Source organism: Pseudonocardia parietis, from assembly GCF_017876315.1.
Taxonomy (GTDB): domain Bacteria; phylum Actinomycetota; class Actinomycetes; order Mycobacteriales; family Pseudonocardiaceae; genus Pseudonocardia; species Pseudonocardia parietis.
The window spans coordinates 6,372,999-6,390,548 of sequence record NZ_JAGINU010000001.1 but is presented as its reverse complement, the minus strand read 5'-3'; the positions used below and the strand labels follow the sequence as shown (position 1 = coordinate 6,390,548).

The window sequence follows — 17,550 nt, the reverse complement described above, 5'->3', positions numbered from 1 at the left end:
ACACCCGGCCAGGACGAAGCGGTCAGACCGGGTCGCTGACGTCGTCGAGGGCGGTGCGGATCTCGGCAGGCAGGGTCACGTCCTCCGCGGCCAGCGACGCCCGCAGCTGCGCCGCGTCCCGCGCCCCGACGACCGCGCTGGCCACCCCCCGCCGGTCCCGCACCCAGGTCAGCGCCACGACCAGCGGTGAGGTGCCGAGCCCGTCGGCGGCGGTCAGCACCGAGTGCACGATCCGTGCCGAGTGCTCGCCGCGACGCGCCTCGACGTAGGACGCCAGCAGCGCGCTCGCCCCGCGGGAGTCGGCCGGGGTGCCGTCGGTGTACTTGCCGGTCAGCACGCCGCGCCCGAGCGGGGCCCACGCCAGGATTCCCAGGCCGTGGTGGCGCGCCGCCGGCAGGAGCTCGGCCTCCGGCTCGCGGGCCAGCAGCGAGTACTCCACCTGGGCCGACACCGGCCTGCACACCGCGGGGTCCGGGCCGGCCGCGGCGCCGGCGGCGATCGTGGCGAGCTGCCAGCCCCGCGGGGCGACCAGCCCGGCGTAGCGGACCCGCCCTGAGTAGACGGCGATCTGCACCGCGGAGAGCATCTCGTCCAGCGGCACCCGGGGGTCCCAGCCGGGGAACTGCCACAGGTCCAGGTGGTCGACGCCGAGACGGTGCAACGTCGTGTCGAGCGAGCGCAGCAGCGCGGAACGGGAGGCCCGCTCGTCGGGGACGCGGGTGGCGGTGCCCCGCCCGGCGATCACGAGGTCGTCCCGGGCGACGGTCCGGCGCAGCAGGCCGCCCAGCACCTGCTGGGCCGCGCCGGCACCGTAGTCGTCGGCCGTCTCGACCAGCGTTCCGCCGGCGTCGACGAACGCCCGCAGCTGCTCGGCCGCCTCGGCAGGGGGAGTGTCCTCACCCCAGGTCATCGTGCCCAAACCGACCCGGGACACCTCCAGGCCGCTGGCCCCCACCGGTCTCCGCTGCACGTCTGCAGAGCCTAGGCGCGCGGGCGCCGGGACGATCGAGGGCGCGCGCTGTGACCCGGATCTCCGGGGGTACGGTGACGGCCCGTGATCGCTCAGCCACCCCGGCCCGCCGGAGCACCCGTCAGGAGCCGCCCGTGAGCTGGCTCGAGGTGATCGTCCTCGGCGTCATCCAGGGGTTGACCGAGTTCCTGCCCGTCTCCTCGTCGGGGCACCTGCGTATCGCCTCCGAGCTGTTCTTCGACCGCGATCCGGGGGCGGCCTTCACCGCGGTCGCCCAGCTCGGGACCGAGGCCGCGGTGATCGTCTACTTCGCCAAGGACATCTGGCGCCTGTTCACGACGTGGGTGCGCGGGTTCCGCGATGCCCAGGTCCGGCGCACCGACGACTACCGGCTGGCCTGGCTGGTGATCATCGGATCGATCCCGATCGCCGTCCTGGGGGTGCTGTTCAAGACCCAGATCGAGACGGTGGCCCGGAACCTGTGGCTGGTCGCGACGACGCTGATCGTGTTCGGTGTGCTGCTCGGCCTGGCGGAACGGTTCGGCAGGCAGACCAAGCCGATCGAGCGGATCACCGTGCGGGACGGCGTGCTGCTCGGCTTCGCGCAGGCCATGGCGCTGATCCCGGGGGTGTCCCGCTCGGGCGGGACGATCACCGCCGGGCTGGCGCTCGGGCTGAACCGCCCGGCGATCGTGCGGTACTCGTTCCTGCTGGCGATCCCGTCGGTGTTCGGGGCCGGCCTGTTCACGCTGCCGGACGTCTTCGCCGGGGACGGGCCGTCGGGCATCCAGATGCTGGTCGCCGTGGTGGTCGCGTTCGTGGTCGGGTACGCGGCGATCGCCTGGCTGCTGAAGTTCGTGCAGAACAACACCGTCTACGTGTTCGTGGCGTACCGGATCGCGCTGGGCGTCGCCCTGCTGGCGGCACTGTCGATCGGGGCGATCTCCGCGACGTGACGCCCGGTCCGGCCCGTCACGTAGCCTCTGCGCGTGTGGCGACCTTGATCCTGTTGCGGCACGGACGCTCGACGGCGAACACCGCGGGTGTCCTGGCCGGACGTTCCCCCGGCGTCGAGCTCGACGCCCGCGGCCGGGAGCAGGCGGCGACGGTGGTCGACCGGCTCGCCGACCTTCCGATCGCCTCGATCATCACCTCGCCGATGATCCGGTGCCGCCAGACCGTCGCGCCGCTCGCCGCCGCGCGCGGGCTGGACCCGGTCGTCGAGGACGACCTGGCCGAGGTCGACTACGGCTCCTGGACCGGCCGGAAGATCAGCGAGCTGGTCACCGAGGACCTCTGGAAGGTCGTGCAGGCGCACCCGTCGGCCGCGACCTTCCCGGACGGCGAGGCCCTGGCCGGGATGCAGGCCCGTTCGGTCGCGGCCGTCCGCCGCCAGGTCGCCCGGGTGCGTGCCGAGCACGGCGACGACGCGATCCTGCTGGCCTGCAGCCACGGCGACGTCATCAAGGCGGTGCTGGCCGACGCGCTGGCCAGCCACCTGGACAACTTCCAGCGGATCGTCGTCGACACCTGCTCGGTCAGCGTCGTCGCCTACACCGAACTGCGCCCGTTCGTGGCCCGGATGAACGAGCAGTCCGGGGACGTGGCGAGCCTCGTCCCGAAGCCGCCGTCGGAGGAGCAGGCGCCGTCCGACGCCGTCGTCGGCGGGCCCACCAACGCCTGAACAAGGTGATCCATCTCGCATCGCCGGTGGTGACGGCGCCGGTGGGGGATGGCGGGGATGCCCCGGGGTTCCGTGTCGCCTACCCTGGCAACGGTCATGGCACGCGTCATCCACGTCTTCCGCCGCCCGGACCGCTTCGTGGCCGGGACCGTCGGCGAGCCCGGCGATCGGGCCTTCTACCTACAGGCGATCGAGAGCGCCCGCACGATCAGTGTGCTGCTGGAGAAACAGCAGGTCACGGTGCTGGCGGAACGGATCACCGCGCTGCTCGGTGAGGTGGCGAAGCGGTTCGGCGAGGAGAACCTGGCCGAGGGCACGCCTGCCGAGTCCGGCTCGTCCGACAACGACCCGCTCAACGTTCCGCTCGAGGAGGAGTTCCGGGTCGGCACGATGGGCCTGGGCTGGGACGCGGACTCCAGCTCGATCGTCGTCGAGCTCCTGGCGGTGACCGAGGAGGAGATCGACGAGTCGGTCGTCCTCGACGACACCGAGGAGGGGCCGGACGCGCTGCGGGTGTTCCTGTCGCCGACGGCGGCGAAGGCGTTCGCCGACCGCGCCGGGAAGGTCGTCTCCGCGGGGCGCGCGCCGTGCCCGCTGTGCGCGGAGCCGCTGGACCCGGAGGGCCACGTCTGCGTGCGGCTCAACGGCTACCACGACCGCAACCCCGTGGCCGAGGCCGAGTGAGCGGGGTTCCCGGCCTGCGGGACCCGGCCGTCCTCGACGTCCTGGACCGCGGTCGCATGGAGATCACCGGGCGCCTGGTCGACGCCTCGAACGCCACCCTGTTCGGCACCGTCACCTCCGACGGCGTCGAGCTGCGCTGCGTCTACAAGCCGGTCCGCGGGGAGCGCCCGCTGTGGGACTTCCCGGACGGCACGCTCGCCGGCCGCGAGGTCGGGGCGTACCTCATCTCGGAGATCTCCGGGCTGCACGTCGTGCCGCCGACGGTCCTGCGCCAGGAGGCGCCGTTCGGGCCGGGCATGGTCCAGGCGTGGGTGTCCTCCGGGGACGAGAGCGCGCTGACCGAGCCGACTCCCGCGGACGACCTCGAGGGCGACATCGACGAGGAGACCATCGCGCTGGCCGCCGAGTCCCTCGTGGAGCTGTGCGAGCCCGGCGGCGTCCCGGACGGCTGGCTGCCGGTCCTGCGGGCCCGCGACGGCGCCGGTGACCCGGTGGTGCTGGTGCACGCCGACCACCCGCGGCTGCGGGCGATGGCGCTGTTCGACGTCGTCGTCAACAACGCCGACCGCAAGGGCGGGCACGTGATCCTGGCCGGCGACGGCGACGTGTACGGCGTCGACCACGGCCTCACCCTGCACACCGAGCCGAAGCTGCGCACCGTGTTGTGGGGCTGGATCGGCGACGAGATCGGCGAGGAGCACACCGCGCAGCTCAAGGAGCTGCGCGCGCGTCTGGCCGGGGACGCCGCCGACACGCTGGGCGAGCACGTCACCCGGCGGGAGGTGGCCGCGCTGCGCTCGCGCATCGACCACCTCCTCGTCGAGCCGCGCTTCCCCGGGCCCGAGGGATACGGCCCGGCGATCCCCTGGCCCGCCTTCTAGCCGGGCCGGACCATTCCCAGTCGTTGCGTGGCCCGGGTCATCGAGACGTAGAGGTCCGCGGGCTGCTTCGCCCGGATCCGATCCGGGTCGACGATCACGACGGCGTCGAACTCGAGGCCCTTCGCCGACACCGGGCTGTGCACCGGCACCGGCAGCCCGGTGAGCTCCCCGGGGTCGGCGGCGATCACGGCCACCGTCCCGCCGTCCGCCCGCGCCCGCTCGTCCTCGGCGGCCGCGCGCACCTCGGCGGCGAGCTCGGTCGCGGGCACCGTGCGCTCCCACGGGTGCTCGCCGGTCTCGCGCACCGACTCCGGCGGGCGGTGGCCGGGGGCGAACGTGGCCAGCACCTCGGCGGCCGGTGCCATGATCTCGGCCGGTGTCCGGTAGTTGACCGTCAGCGTGCGGTGCGTCCAGCGGGCGGCGAGGTGCGGGCCGAGCACCTGGGCCCAGCTGTCCGCACCGGCGGGGGCGCTGCGCTGGGCGAGGTCGCCCACCGCGGTGATCGAGCGGGACGGGCAGCGGCGCAGCAGCACGTGCCAGTCCATCGCGGACAGCTCCTGCGCCTCGTCGACGACGAGGTGCCCGTAGCGCCAGTCCCGGTCGGCGGCCGCGCGCTCGGCGACCGTCCCCGCGAGGCCGGCGACGTGCCGGGCGGCGAGCACGTCGGCGGTGACGAAGTCGGTCGGGCGGGCCTCGTCGGGGTCCTCCCCGGCCAGGTCCCGGTCGGCCGAGTCCAGGATCGCCAGCACGTCCGTGGCGTAGTGGCCGTCGGGTTCGCCGGTCGCTGCGGTGGGGCCTGCGGGCGGGGCACCGAGCAGCTCGGCCAGCTCGTCGAGCAGCGGTGCGTCCGCGACCGTCCACCGGGATCCCTCGGCGCGGTAGAGCCCGGAGAGATCGGTGCCGGCACCTGCCGTGGCCAGCCGCTCCCGGGACGCGAGCAGCTCGGCCAGTGCCCGCTCGGGCGTCAGGACCGGCCAGAGCCGCTCGACGGCCGCGTGGAAGCCGGGCTCCGAGCGCAGGTTGTCGCGCAACCCGTGGCGCATCTCGGCCGTCACCTCGGCCGCGCCCGCCGGTTCGATCTCCGGCAGGTCACCGAGACCGGCGAGGAGCTCGGCGATCTCCGGCGGGTCCTCCAGGCTGTGGCCGAGCCGCTCGAGTCCCTGGTCGACGAGCAGCCGGCCGAGGGTGTCGCGGAACGTCGCGCGTGCGGCGTTGTGGGGGAGACCGGTGGCCCGGGCCCGGCGGCGCGCTTGTTCGGCGGTCGCCCGGTCGAGCTCGACCGTGACGTCTTCGAGCTCGATCGCGATCGTCTCGCGCGGGAGCTCCTGGCGGTCGGCGACGGCGCGGCGCAGCACGTCCACCATCGCCAGACCGCCCTTCGCCCGGGCCACTCCGGGAGCGTCGAGGGCGGTCGCGACGACACCGTGGGCCAGCCGGCCGGGCGTCGTGAACACCACCGCCGACTCACCGAGTGCGGGGAGCACACCGCCGACGTAGTGCACGAACCCGGCGCTCGGACCGACGACCAGGACGCCGCTGCGGGCCAGCCGCTCGCGGTGGGTGTAGAGCAGGTAGGCGACGCGGTGCAGCGCGACCGCGGTCTTGCCGGTCCCCGGGCCGCCCTCGATCACGACGGTTCCGGAGAGCGGGAGCCGGATGATCTCGTCCTGCTCGGCCTGGATCGTCGTCACGATGTCGCGCATCGTCGACCCGCGCGGTGCGGTGAGCGCGGCGAACAGCGCCGGGTCGGACGCGGCGCCGGCGTCGGTTCCGGAGAGCGCGGACCGGTCCAGGACGTCGTCGTGGAAGGTGGCGACCCGCTCGTCGGGTGCGGTGCCGGCGAGCTGGAAATGCCGTCGCCGGGTCACCCCGAGCGGTGTGACCGGCGTGGCGCAGTAGAACGGCCGGGCGCCGGGTGCCCGCCAGTCGAGCAGCGCGCTCTCGCCGTCGGACGGGTCGGTGAGCCCGATGCGGCCGATGTAGCTCGTGGCGCCGGGGGCGTGGTCGAGCCGGCCGAAGCACAGCCCCGAGCGGGCGGCCCGCAGCGCGTGCGCCCGCTCCGACCAGCGGTGCACCGCGACGTCGCGCTCCCAGCGGGCGCTGAGCTCCTCGCCCGTCGCCGCGCCGAGCCTGCCCTGTGCCCGGGCCGTGGCGTCCTCGAGTTCAGCGGTGAGCATCGCGTGCAACCGGCGGATCCGTCCGGTCTCCGCCGCCGTCTCCCTCTCGAGCAGGGGACTGTTCACGCTCTTCCCATCCGTGCTAAACTGTGCCTGTAGGGCTGTCGGTTCTCCACTTGAGCGCACTCCACAGAGTAGCGCTCCCGAGGCCCCGGGCGCACGTGTTTTCAGCTGCTGCTGTGGCGTCGCCGTCGCAGGAGCTGGACCGTCTCCCGCACCGCCATCACCGCCGCGAACGTCGCGAACACCAGTCCGAGCACGACCGCGTCCAGCGAGAGCCCGAGCGCGACGCCGGCGAGCGTCCCGGGCGCGGCGGTGATCGCGAGCAACCGGCCCCACCGCCACGACGCCGTCCCCTGGCGCAGGTGCACGACCGTGCCGACGATCGAGTTCGGGATGAACATCAGCAGCGACGTCCCCGCCGCGACGTGCAGCTCGGTCCCGAACAGCAGCACCATCGCCGGCACCGCCAGCAACCCGCCGCCCAGCCCCATCGCCCCGGCCCACGCGCCGATGACCAGCCCGACCACGGTCGTCGCCGAGTGCAGGAACCACGGGTCGGCGATCAACCGATCCGGCACGAGGGCATCGGAGAGCAGCGCCGGCGCGAACGCGTCGACGGCCAGCTTCGCCGCGGTGAGCACCAGGATCGCGATCAGCAGTACCCGCAGCAGGTTCTCCGACGCCCGGGCCAGCAGCCGTGGGCCGATCACGCCGCCGATCGTCGCGCCGACGATCAGCCCGGCCCCGACCCGCAGGTCCAGCGCGCCACCGCCGGCGGCGTAACCCGCCGCCCCCGCGACGCAGACGCCGATGTTGGCGATCGTGGACGTCCCGTGCACCCGGGCCCGCGACATCGCCGTGAACCGGTCGAGGGCGGGCACGAACAGGACCCCGCTACCGCCCCCGATCAGACCGCCGACGACCCCGCCCACCGCGCCGATCGTGCCGACGACCCCGCTCCGGCCGCTGCGATGCGGGGTGGCCGGGGGCCGTGCCGCGCCGCCCTCGCTCGTCGTGCATCCACCTGGTCCCGGACGGCCGGGCCCCGGGGGCGGTGTCGCGTCGCTGCGGGCCATCGGGCCATTCTCGGCGCGGGACCGTTCGGGTGCGCACGGTGGGCCCACCGGGGTCGCCCGGCCGCGCACGGTGGGCCCACCGGCCGGGACCATCGGCGCGCACGCGCGTCCTACCGGCCGGGAGCCCGATACCGTCGCGGCCATGGCTCTCCCCGCACCGCAGCGGATCACCGTCCCCGGAACGACGCTGCCCGAGGTCACGCTCTCCGTCCACGACACCGGCGGTCCCGGCGACCCCGTGCTGTTGCTGCACGGCTGGCCGGACCGGGCGACGCTCTGGACCCACCAGGTCGAGGCGCTGTCGGCGGCCGGGTACCGGGTGATCGCACCGGACCTGCGCGGGTTCGGCGACTCCGACCGTCCCGAGGAGGTCGAGCACTATCGGATGGGCGCGCTGCGTGGCGACGTCCTCGGGCTGGCCGACGCGCTCGGCGTGGAGCGGTTCGCGCTCGCCGGGCACGACTGGGGCTCCGCGCTCGGCTGGGCGCTCGCGATGAGTACGGACCGGGTGACCCGCTACGCCGCGTTCTCCGTCGGGCACCCGGTCGCCTTCGCCTCCGCCGGGTTCCGGCAGAAAGCGATGTCCTGGTACATGCTCTGGTTCCAGTTCCCCGGCGTGGCCGAGCAGGCACTTCCCGCGCACGACTGGCAGTTCCTGCGGGCCTGGGCGCACGCGTCGTTCCCGGAGGGGCACGCGCTTCCCGCCCGCCAGATCGCCGACCTGTCCCGGCCGGGCGCGCTGACCGCGTCGCTGAACTGGTACCGGGCCAACGTGGACCCGGCCACGTTCGTGCCGACCGAGGTCCCGCAGGTGCCGCCGATCCGGATCCCGGTGCTGGGGGTGTGGAGCGACGGCGACATGGCGCTGACCGAGGGACAGATGCGGCGGTCGTCGGAGTTCGTCGACGACTTCCGGTTCGAGTGCGTCGAGGGCAGCGGGCACTGGATCCTCGAGGAGGCGCCGGAGAAGGCGAGCGAACTCCTGCTGGACTTCCTCCGACGCTGAGCCCGGCTCGCGACGCCGTCGCCGAGCGAGGCCCGCCGGACCGTGACCAAGGGGACAACGGGCGGGCCGCGGGGGACCGGCAGGATGGGGCTCGGCCCCACCCGGCCGCGGGGCGGGCGCGGGAGCGCCGGCAGCGGCCGGGGCACGTGAAGCGAGTACGGAGGAGCACGATGGCGGAGAAGAGCCGGATCGGTGTCACCGGGCTGGCGGTGATGGGGGCGAACCTCGCCCGCAACATGGCCCGCCGCGGCTTCGGAGTGGCGGTGCACAACCGCACCACGTCGAAGACGACCGAGTTCATGCAGGACCACGGCCACGAGGGCGCCTTCACCGGCGCCGAGACGCTGCAGGAGTTCGTCGACGCGCTGGAGACGCCGCGCAAGATCGTCGTCATGGTGAAGGCCGGCAAGCCGGTCGACGCCGTCATCGACGAGCTGGCCCCGCTGCTCGACTCCGGCGACATCATCATCGACGCCGGCAACTCGCACTTCCCGGACACCGACCGGCGCGCCGCCTACTGCGCCGATCGCGGCCTGCGGTTCATGGGCATCGGTGTCTCCGGCGGCGAGGAGGGCGCGCTCAACGGGCCGAGCATCATGCCCGGCGGGCCGCTCGAGGCCTACGGCGAGGTCGAGGAGATCCTCACCGCGATCGCCGCGGACGTCGACGGCACGCCCTGCTGCACGCACGTCGGGCCGGGGGGTGCCGGGCACTACGTGAAGATGGTGCACAACGGCATCGAGTACGCCGACATCCAGCTCATCGCCGAGGCCTACGACCTGCTCAGCCACGTCGGCGGCCTGTCCGCGCCGGAGATCGGGAAGATCTTCGAGCAGTGGAACACCGGCGACCTCGAGTCCTTCCTCATCGAGATCACCGGCATCGTGCTCGCCAAGACCGACGAGAAGACGCAGCAGCCGCTCGTCGACGTCATCGTCGACCAGGCCGAGCAGAAGGGCACCGGGCGCTGGACGGCGATCGACGCGCTCGACCTCGGCGTCCCGCTGACCGGCATCACCGAGGCCGTCTTCGCGCGGACGCTGTCAGCGCTGCGCGACGAGCGCCGGGCGGCGTCGGCCACGCTGGCCGGTCCGGCCCCGCAGCGGTCGCCCGATGTGGACCGGCTGGTGGAGGACGTGCGCCAGGCGCTGTACGCGTCCAAGGTGGTCGCCTACGCGCAGGGCTTCGCGCAGATGCGCGCCGCGTCGAACGCGAACGGCTGGGACCTCGACCTCGGCGCGATGGCGACGATCTGGCGCGGCGGCTGCATCATCCGCGCCCAGTTCCTCAACCGGATCACCGAGGCCTACGCCGAGCACCCCGACCTCGACAACCTGCTCATGGTCCCGTACTTCACCGGAGCCGTCGCCGACGCGCAGGACGCGTGGCGCCGGGTCGTGCTGACCGCGACCGAGAACGGCGTCGCCATCCCCGCGTTCTCGTCGAGCCTGAGCTACTACGACGGCTACCGCCGCGAGCGCGGCCCGGCCAACCTCATCCAGGGGCTGCGCGACTACTTCGGAGCGCACACCTACCGCCGCACCGACGCCGACGGCGCCTTCCACACCCGCTGGTCCCAGGACGGCACCGAGGTCGGCACCGGCTGACCCGATCCGCACGCGCACCCCTCCCGCTCTGCTCGCACCGGAGCACGACGAGGGGCGGGGTGTGCGTGCGCCGCGGTTACGCTCGCCGCATGACGGGCCCGGCGGCGGAGAACGCCCGGTGGACCGAGCGCCTGTTCCGCGTCGCGCTGCTGGTCAAGGGTGTCGACGGCGCCGCGGAGCTGCTCGGCGCGATCGCGCTGCTGCTCGTCTCCGGTGACTGGATGCACCGGGTGGTGGTCCTGGTCCTGGCCCGCGACCTGGTGGGGCCGCCGGACGCTCCCCCGGCGCGGCACCTCGTCCGGGCGGTCGACGAGTTCGCGAGCGGCGACCGGACGTTCGTCGTCGTCTACCTGGCGTTGCACGGGGTGCTCAAGCTCGCGCTCGTGTGGGCGCTGCTACGCAGGTGGCTGCCCGCCTACCCGCCGGCGGTCGCGGTGCTCGGGCTGTTCGTGGTCTACGAGCTCGTCCATGCGTGGCACACCGGGTCGGTGCTGCTGGCGGTCCTCGCGCTGCTGGACATCGCGATCATCGTCCTGGTGCTGCGGGAGTACCGGCTGCTGCGGCGCGAGCGGGCGGCCGCGCCGGACGACGAGAAGCCGGGCGGACGGGAGCCCGGCTGACCGGCGAGGTCGGGCGGCGACCGACCGTTCAGGCGGCGACCGGCATCCGGCCGAGGACCTCCCGGGCGGCGGCGCGCCCGGCCCGGTCCGCGCCGATCGTGCTGGCCGACGGCCCGTAGCCGACCAGGTGCACCCGCGGGTCGGCGACGACCGTGGTGTCCTGCGGCGGGCCGAGCACGATGCCGCCACCGGGTGCGCGCAGCCGTAGCGGGGCGAGGTGCCCGATCGCGGGCCGCCAGCCGGTCGCCCACAGGATGACGTCGGCCGGTTCGTGAGCGCCGTCGTCCCACATCACGCCGTCGGGGGTGATCGCGGAGAACATCGGCCCGCGGTCCAGCACGCCGCTCGCCAGCCCCGCCCGCACCGCCGGGGTGAGCCCGAGCCCGGTCACGCCGACGACGCTGCGCGGCGGCAGCCCGGCCCGCACCCGTTCCTCGACCAGCGCGACCGCGGCCCGGCCCCGCTCGGCGTCGAACGGGCCCTCGTGCCAGAGCGGCTCGCGACGGGTGACCCAGGTGGTCGCGTCCGCATGCGGCGCGATCTCGAGCAGCAGCTGCACCGCGGTGATCCCGCCGCCGACCACGACCACCCGCCGGCCGGCCATCGCCTGCGGCCCCGGGTAGTCACGAGCGTGCAGCGACCATCCCGCGAACGACGCGAGGCCCGGGTAGGACGGCACGAACGGCCGGGTCCAGGTGCCGGTGGCGTTGATCAGCTCGTCGGCCCGCCAGGTACCCCGGTCGGTCCGGACGTCGAGCGGGCCCGCCGGGTCCCCGCCGTCGTGGACCGCCCGCACCCGCACCGGGCGGACGACCTGCAGGTCCCACGTCCGCTCGATCCGTGCGAAGTACTCCGGGACGGCCTCGCGGGCCGGCCGGTCGTCGGACCCGTCGTCGGTGAAGCCGGAGTCGACGCCGGCCAGGTCGTGGATGCCGTTGACGGTGCGCATCAGCAGGCTGGGCCAGCGGTGCCGCCAGGCGCCGCCCGGGCCGTCCTCGGCGTCGAGCACGACGAAGTCCTGGCCGGGCTCCAACCCGCTCCGGCGCAGACCCGCAGCCGCGGACAGGCCCGCCTGCCCCGCGCCGATCACCACCACACCGGTCCGCTCCATACCGGCTACAACACCCCGGACGGCCGTGGCAATCCCCCGTGATCACCGGTCGTGGAGCGTGGCGCACGCCCACCGCACGCTGCGCTCCTCAGCCGGTGATCACCGGGCGCCGGCCACGTCGGCCACGTCGGCGTTCGCGCCGCAGATCACCAGCGCGAGGCGGGCGTCGGGGTGGCGTTCGAGCACCCGGCGGGCGCCGGCGACCAGGCAGCCGGCGGCGGGCTCGGCCCAGATCCCGGCGTACTCGGCGAGCTCGACCGAGCCCCGGACCGCGTCGGCGTCCGGCACGACCAGCACGTCGTGCACGAGCGCGCGCACGTGGTCGTAGGTCAGCTGCGACGCCGACGGCGCGGACAGCGTCGTGATCGCCGACGTGATCGGCACCGGGGCCGGCCCACCGGCCGCGAGCGCCGCGGACATGGCCTCGGCACCGACGATCTCCACGCCCCAGACCCGGGTGTCGGGCAGCAGCGCCCGGACCGCGGTCGCGACGCCGGACAGCAGCGCACCACCGCCGATCGACACGAGCACGTCGGTCGGTGGCTCGCCGAGGGTCACCGCGTCCTGGGCCAGCTCCAGCCCGACGGTGCCCTGCGCGGCGAGCACGACCGGGTCGTCGAACGGGTGCACCAGCGTGGCCCCCGCCGCCTGCAGCTCGCCGGCCAGCGCGAACGCGGCCGGGATGTCCGGGGTGAGCCGCACGTCGGCACCGGCCGCCCGCGCCGCCGCGACCGAGCGGGCCGGTGCGTTCTCCGGCATGACGACGACCGCCGCCACCCCGGCCGCCCCCGCCACGTCCGCGACGGCGAGACCGTGGTTCCCGCCGGAGACGGCGACCAGCCCGGCGGCGCGCTCGGCCTCGGACAGCGTGGCGAGCTTGGCCAGTACCCCGCGCGGCTTGAACGACCCGGTGCGCTGCAGCTGTTCCAGCTTCAGCAGCACCGGGGCGCCGAGCAGCGAGCCGAGTCCGGGGGAGGGGACCGTCGGGGTGCGCAGCACCCCACCCGCGATCCGCTCCGCGGCCGTCTCGATCGCTGCCAGGTCGACCAGATCACTCACGGTCGGACCCTAACCCCGGCCGTCCGGGCCGGAGCCGCGCTCAGCCCATCGACTTGTGGCCGTCGATGCTCTCCCGGACGATGTCGGCGTGCCCGCTGTGCTGGGCGGTCTCCCCGATGATGTGCGCGAACACCTGCCGGGCGCTCCAGGTCCCGTTCTCCGGGAACCACGGTGCCGGCGGCAACGGATGGGAGAGGTCGAGGTCGACGGTGCGGACGAGCTCGTCGGTGCGGGTCGCGGTCTCCGCATAGCGCGCGAGCAGGGTCTCGAGGGTGTCGGCGTCGTCGAGGGCGAAGTCGTCGCGCTCGTCGCCCGCCTCGGCCTGGGACTCCCAGTCCTCGGCGCCCGCCACGACGCCGGTCAGCACGAAGTCCACCCAGCCGCGCTCGACACCCTCGACGTGCTTGAGGATCCCCGCCAGGGTCAGCGCGCTGGCGGTCGGGCGGCGGCGGGCGTCCTGCTCGGACAGCTCGGCGACGGTGTAGCGCAGCAGCATCCGGTGTTTCGTGAGGGTCTCGAGGATGGTGGCGCGCTCGCCGGAGAGCCCGGCGGCGGCGCTGGTCAGCAGGTCGGTCATGGAGTCGGCGGTGCTCATCGTCGTGTCCCTCTCAGCCCATCGTCCGGGCGCCGTCGATGGCCTCGCGGATGATGTCCGCGTGCCCGGCGTGCTGGCTGATCTCGGCCAGCATGTGGATCGCCACCCGCCGCACCGACCAGCTCACGCCCGGCTCGAACCAGGGCGCGACCGGCAGCGGATGGGTGGTGTCGAGGTCCGCGGAGCGCAGGACCTCCTCGGTCCGCGCGGCGACCTGCTCGATGTGGGCCCGCAGGAACTCCAGGGTCTCGTGCTCGGACAGCACGAACCGGTCGTCCTCCCACTCCGAGCCCGACCCGTCACCGCCGTTGGTGGCGGCCTCGGCGTCGATGGCGTCCCAGTCGACGTTCTCGCCGTAGACCTCGTGCTCGGTGCCGAACGCCGGCGCCCCCTCGACGGCGAACCGGAACCACTGCTCCTCGGTGTCCGCGACGTGCTTGAGCAGCGACGCGACCGTCAGCGCGCTGACGGTGCTCGCGGTCCGCGCCTGCTCCTCGGTCAGCCCCTCGGCGGTCTGCAGCAGGAAGCCGCGGTGCCGCTCCAGGGAGACGATCAGCTCGGCGCGCTCGCCGGTAGCCCTCTGCTGCTCGGTGGTGCTCGCGTCCATGAGGTCCGCCTCTCGGGTCTCGCGACCGGGTTCCTCCCGGTCCGACAGGAACGACGTTAGGACCCCATGCGGACAGCTCCGGTCCTCGATGACCGCGGATCTCGCGTTCTTCCGCGAGCGGGCTCAGCCGCTGACCGGAACCACGTCCGGAGCGCCGAGCCGGGCGGCGTCGGCGGTGGCGTCGTCGGGCATCCGCTGGCTCTCCCGCTCGGCCTCCACCCGCTTGCGGTAGTGGTCGACCTCGCGGGCGACCTGCGCGTCGTTCCACCCGAGGACCGGGGCGACCAGCGCCGCGGCCTCCTCGGCGACGGCGACACCGCGGTCGAACGTCTCGATCGAGATCCGGGTGCGCCGGGCGAGGATGTCCTCGAGGTGCCGGGCCCCCTCGTGCGAGGCGGCGTAGACGACCTCGGCCCGCAGGTAGTCCGGCGCGCCGGCGAGCGGATCGGTCAGCGTCGGGTCGTCCGCGGCGAGGTCGAGCACCTCCTGGATCAGCGATCCGTAACGGCCGAGCAGGTGCTCGATCCGCACCTTGTGCAGGCCGGACTCGGCCGCGAGCTTCGTGGTCGCGTTGGTCAGCGCGTGGTAGCCCTCCGCACCGAGCAGCGGGACGTCCTCGGTGCACGACCGCGGGATCCGGCCGTCGAGGCCGTGCGCGGCGGCGTCGACCGCGTCCTTGGCCATCACCCGGTACGTCGTGTACTTCCCGCCCGCGACGACCACGAGACCGGGCACCGGCTTCGCGACCGCGTGCTCGCGGGACAGCTTCGAGGTGGACTCCGACTCGCCGGACAGCAGCGGGCGCAGACCCGCGTAGACGCCCTCGACGTCGTCGTGGGTCAGCGGCTGCTCCAGCACCGTGTTGACGTGCTCGAGCAGGTAGTCGATGTCCGCCGCGCTGGCCGCCGGGTGGGCCTTGTCCAGGTCCCAGTCGGTGTCGGTGGTCCCGATGATCCAGTGCCGGCCCCACGGGATGACGAACAGCACCGACTTCTCGGTACGCAGGATCAGCCCGGACGAGCCGCGGATCCGGTCCCGCGGCACCACCAGGTGGATGCCCTTGGACGCCCGCACCTTGAACAGCCCGCGCTCCCCGGCCAGGGTCTGGGTGTCGTCGGTCCACACGCCGGTGGCGTTGATGACCTGCTTGGCGCGCACGTCGATGCGCTCACCGGACTCCAGGTCCTGCACGGTCGCCCCGACGACCCGGCCGGCCTCCTTGAGCAGCCCGACGACGCGGGCCCGGGTCGCCACGTGCGCCCCGTAGGCCGCGGCGGTGCGCGCGATGAACATGGTGTGCCGGGCGTCGTCGACCTGCGCGTCGTAGTACTGCAGCGCGCCGACGAGCGCGTCCTTGCGCAGCGACGGGACGACCCGCCGCGCGCCGCGCCGCGTGAGGTGCCGGTGGCGCGGGACGCCCCGGCTCCGCCCGGACAGGAAGCCGAGCGTGTCGTAGAGGGCGACCCCGGCGCCGGCGTAGAGCCGCTCCCAGCCGCGGTGCTGCAGCGGGTAGAGGAACGGCACCGGGCGGACCAGGTGCGGGGCCAGGTGCTGGATCAGCAGGCCGCGCTCGGCGAGCGCTTCGGCGACCAGCCGGAAGTCCAGCATCTCCAGGTAGCGCAGGCCGCCGTGGATCAGCTTGGAGGACCGGCTGGAGGTGCCGGAGGCGAAGTCACGGGCCTCGACCAGGCCGACCGACAGGCCGCGGGTGGCGGCGTCGAGCGCGGCACCGGCGCCGACGACACCGCCACCGACGACGAGCACGTCCAGTTCCCGGTCGCCCATCGACTGCAGCGCCGCGGTACGGGCGTCCGGGGAGAGCGCCAGTGATTTCATGATCAGACCTTCCGGTTGTTCCGTCCTGGCGGGGACTACCCGTTCCGGGAGCAGGCGTGCGCGGTGTCGCCCTGTCGTGTAGCGGGCGGCACCGGGCACCGTGGATCACTGCACGTCGACCCAGTCGAGTGTGCGCTCGACGGCCTTCTTCCACTTCGCGTAGCCCTCGTCGCGCTTCGCCTCGTCCCACTGCGGGTTCCAGCGACGGGCCTCGTTCCAGTTCTCCCGCAGCTCGTCGGTCGACTTCCAGAAGCCGACGGCGAGCCCGGCCGCGTAGGCCGCCCCGAGTGCCGTCGTCTCGGAGACGACCGGCCGCGACACCGGCACACCCAGGACGTCGGCCTGGATCTGCATGCACAGCTCGTTCATCGTGACGCCGCCGTCGACCTTGAGCACGTCGAGCGCGACCCCGGAGTCCTTCGACATCGCCTCGCTGACGTCGCGGGACTGGTAGCAGATCGCCTCCAGCGTGGCCCGGGCCAGGTGCGCGTTGGTGTTGAAGCGGGACAGGCCGACGATCGCGCCGCGGGCGTCGGAACGCCAGTAGGGCGCGAACAGCCCGGAGAACGCCGGCACGAAGTAGACGCCGCCGTTGTCCTCGACCTGCCGGGCCAGCGACTCGGACTGCGAGGCCCCGGAGATGATGCCGAGCTGGTCGCGCAGCCACTGCACGGCCGACCCGGTGACGGCGATCGAGCCCTCCAGGGCGTACACGACCGGCTCGTCGCCGAACTTGTAGCAGACCGTCGTCAGCAGCCCGGACTCCGAGCGGACCAGCTCGTTACCGGTGTTGAGCAGCATGAAGTTGCCGGTGCCGTAGGTGTTCTTGGCCTCGCCGGGGGCGAAGCACACCTGGCCGACGGTCGCGGCCTGCTGGTCGCCGAGGTCGCCGGTGATCCGGACCTCGCCGCCGAGCGCGCCGGTCGCCAGCGTGGCGCCGAACGCGTCGGGCGACGACGAGGGCTTGATCTCGGGCAGCATCTGGCGCGGGATGCCGAAGAAGCTCAGCAGCTCGTCGTCCCAGTCCAGGGTCTCGAGGTCCATCAGCATGGTGCGGCTGGCGTTGGTGACGTCGGTGACGTGCCGGCCGCCGTGCGGCCCGCCGGTGAGGTTCCAGATGACCCAGGTGTCGGTGTTGCCGAAGACGGCGTCACCCCGCTCGGCGGCCTCGCGGACGCCGTCGACGTTGTCCAGGATCCACTGGATCTTCCCGCCGGAGAAGTAGGTCGCGGGCGGCAGGCCGGCCTTGCGCCGGATCACGTCGCCCTTGCCCTCGCGCTCCAGCGCGGTCGCGATCCGGTCGGTACGGGTGTCCTGCCAGACGATCGCGTTGTAGTAGGGCCGCCCGGTCCGCCGGTTCCAGACGACGGTGGTCTCGCGCTGGTTGGTGACGCCCAACGCGACCAGGTCGGACGCGGACAGGCCGGTGCTGTTGAGCGCCGACTGCAGGCAGGCGTTCGTGCGCTCGATGATCTCGACGGGGTTGTGCTCGACCCAGCCGGGCTGCGGCAGGATCTGCTCGTGCTCGAGCTGGTGACGGCCCACCTCGTTGCCGGCGTGATCGAAGATCATGAAACGGCTGCTGGTGGTGCCCTGGTCGACGGCGCCGACGAACTCGGCCATTGAGCCCTCCT

The 17,550-nt window shown here is 73.7% G+C and carries 16 protein-coding genes; 7 read left to right on the top strand and 9 right to left on the bottom strand.

Features of this window, described 5'->3' with window-relative positions; genetic code table 11:
* Positions 1 to 22: 22 nt before the first annotated feature.
* Positions 23 to 970 carry an aldo/keto reductase gene (locus JOF36_RS30075; RefSeq protein WP_210033633.1) on the bottom strand — a complete coding sequence of 316 codons (948 nt, stop codon included), beginning with the start codon at positions 968 to 970 and terminating at the stop codon, positions 23 to 25.
* Between the two features lie 134 nt (positions 971 to 1,104).
* Between JOF36_RS30075 and JOF36_RS30070 the strand changes: the two genes are divergently transcribed.
* The 4 genes from JOF36_RS30070 to JOF36_RS30055 all read left to right on the top strand — a co-directional run bounded on the left by JOF36_RS30070 (position 1,105) and on the right by JOF36_RS30055 (position 4,219).
* The gene (locus tag JOF36_RS30070; RefSeq protein ID WP_210033632.1) at positions 1,105 to 1,926 is read left to right on the top strand and encodes an undecaprenyl-diphosphate phosphatase; all 822 of its coding nucleotides are present in this window, start codon (positions 1,105 to 1,107) and stop codon (positions 1,924 to 1,926) included.
* Positions 1,927 to 1,961: 35 nt separating this feature from the next.
* A complete protein-coding gene (locus JOF36_RS30065) occupies positions 1,962 to 2,654 on the top strand; it encodes a histidine phosphatase family protein (RefSeq protein WP_210033631.1) in 693 nt (230 codons plus the stop codon).
* A 96-nt stretch (positions 2,655 to 2,750) separates the two neighbouring features.
* On the top strand, positions 2,751 to 3,338 hold the full coding sequence (locus JOF36_RS30060) for a DUF3090 domain-containing protein (RefSeq protein WP_210033630.1): 588 nt from the start codon (positions 2,751 to 2,753) through the stop codon (positions 3,336 to 3,338).
* Positions 3,335 to 4,219, top strand: coding sequence for an SCO1664 family protein (locus JOF36_RS30055; RefSeq protein ID WP_307862663.1), 885 nt, complete (start codon positions 3,335 to 3,337; stop codon positions 4,217 to 4,219). Before JOF36_RS30060 ends, JOF36_RS30055 begins: the two co-directional genes overlap by 4 nt.
* On the opposite strand, the gene JOF36_RS30050 is transcribed toward JOF36_RS30055, so the two are convergent.
* Complete coding sequence (locus JOF36_RS30050; protein ID WP_307862662.1) at positions 4,216 to 6,462, bottom strand: UvrD-helicase domain-containing protein; 2,247 nt, start codon at positions 6,460 to 6,462, stop codon at positions 4,216 to 4,218. The genes JOF36_RS30055 and JOF36_RS30050 overlap by 4 nt on opposite strands.
* A 101-nt stretch (positions 6,463 to 6,563) precedes the next feature.
* A complete protein-coding gene (locus tag JOF36_RS30045; protein ID WP_210033629.1) occupies positions 6,564 to 7,475 on the bottom strand; it encodes a sulfite exporter TauE/SafE family protein in 912 nt (303 codons plus the stop codon).
* Positions 7,476 to 7,617: 142 nt separating this feature from the next.
* On the opposite strand from JOF36_RS30045, the gene JOF36_RS30040 reads away from it, so the two are divergent.
* From JOF36_RS30040 to JOF36_RS30030, 3 genes are all read left to right on the top strand, one after another.
* Positions 7,618 to 8,481, top strand: a complete 864-nt coding sequence (locus tag JOF36_RS30040) for an alpha/beta fold hydrolase (protein ID WP_210033627.1) — start codon at positions 7,618 to 7,620, stop codon at positions 8,479 to 8,481.
* Between the two features lie 170 nt (positions 8,482 to 8,651).
* Complete coding sequence (gnd, locus tag JOF36_RS30035; RefSeq protein ID WP_210033619.1) at positions 8,652 to 10,088, top strand: NADP-dependent phosphogluconate dehydrogenase; 1,437 nt, start codon at positions 8,652 to 8,654, stop codon at positions 10,086 to 10,088.
* An 89-nt stretch (positions 10,089 to 10,177) separates the two neighbouring features.
* The gene (locus tag JOF36_RS30030; RefSeq protein ID WP_210033618.1) at positions 10,178 to 10,708 is read left to right on the top strand and encodes a DUF2127 domain-containing protein; all 531 of its coding nucleotides are present in this window, start codon (positions 10,178 to 10,180) and stop codon (positions 10,706 to 10,708) included.
* Positions 10,709 to 10,736: 28 nt separating this feature from the next.
* Here the strand turns inward: JOF36_RS30030 and JOF36_RS30025 are convergent, their stop codons facing one another.
* The 6 genes from JOF36_RS30025 to glpK form a co-directional block, all read right to left on the bottom strand.
* Entirely contained in the window at positions 10,737 to 11,819 is a 1,083-nt protein-coding gene (locus JOF36_RS30025; protein ID WP_210033616.1) for a flavin-containing monooxygenase, read from the bottom strand.
* A 99-nt stretch (positions 11,820 to 11,918) separates the two neighbouring features.
* Positions 11,919 to 12,878, bottom strand: a complete 960-nt coding sequence (locus JOF36_RS30020; protein ID WP_307862661.1) for a pyridoxal-phosphate dependent enzyme — start codon at positions 12,876 to 12,878, stop codon at positions 11,919 to 11,921.
* Positions 12,879 to 12,918: 40 nt separating this feature from the next.
* Complete coding sequence (locus JOF36_RS30015) at positions 12,919 to 13,473, bottom strand: DinB family protein (RefSeq protein ID WP_210033614.1); 555 nt, start codon at positions 13,471 to 13,473, stop codon at positions 12,919 to 12,921.
* A gap of 13 nt (positions 13,474 to 13,486) precedes the next feature.
* Entirely contained in the window at positions 13,487 to 14,080 is a 594-nt protein-coding gene (locus tag JOF36_RS30010) for a DinB family protein (protein WP_210033612.1), read from the bottom strand.
* 123 nt (positions 14,081 to 14,203) lie between these two features.
* Positions 14,204 to 15,916: a glycerol-3-phosphate dehydrogenase/oxidase gene (locus JOF36_RS30005; RefSeq protein ID WP_210033611.1), complete on the bottom strand. Its 1,713-nt coding sequence runs from the start codon at positions 15,914 to 15,916 to the stop codon at positions 14,204 to 14,206.
* Between the two features lie 105 nt (positions 15,917 to 16,021).
* Positions 16,022 to 17,539: a glycerol kinase GlpK gene (gene glpK / locus JOF36_RS30000; RefSeq protein ID WP_210033609.1), complete on the bottom strand. Its 1,518-nt coding sequence runs from the start codon at positions 17,537 to 17,539 to the stop codon at positions 16,022 to 16,024.
* Positions 17,540 to 17,550: the final 11 nt, after the last annotated feature.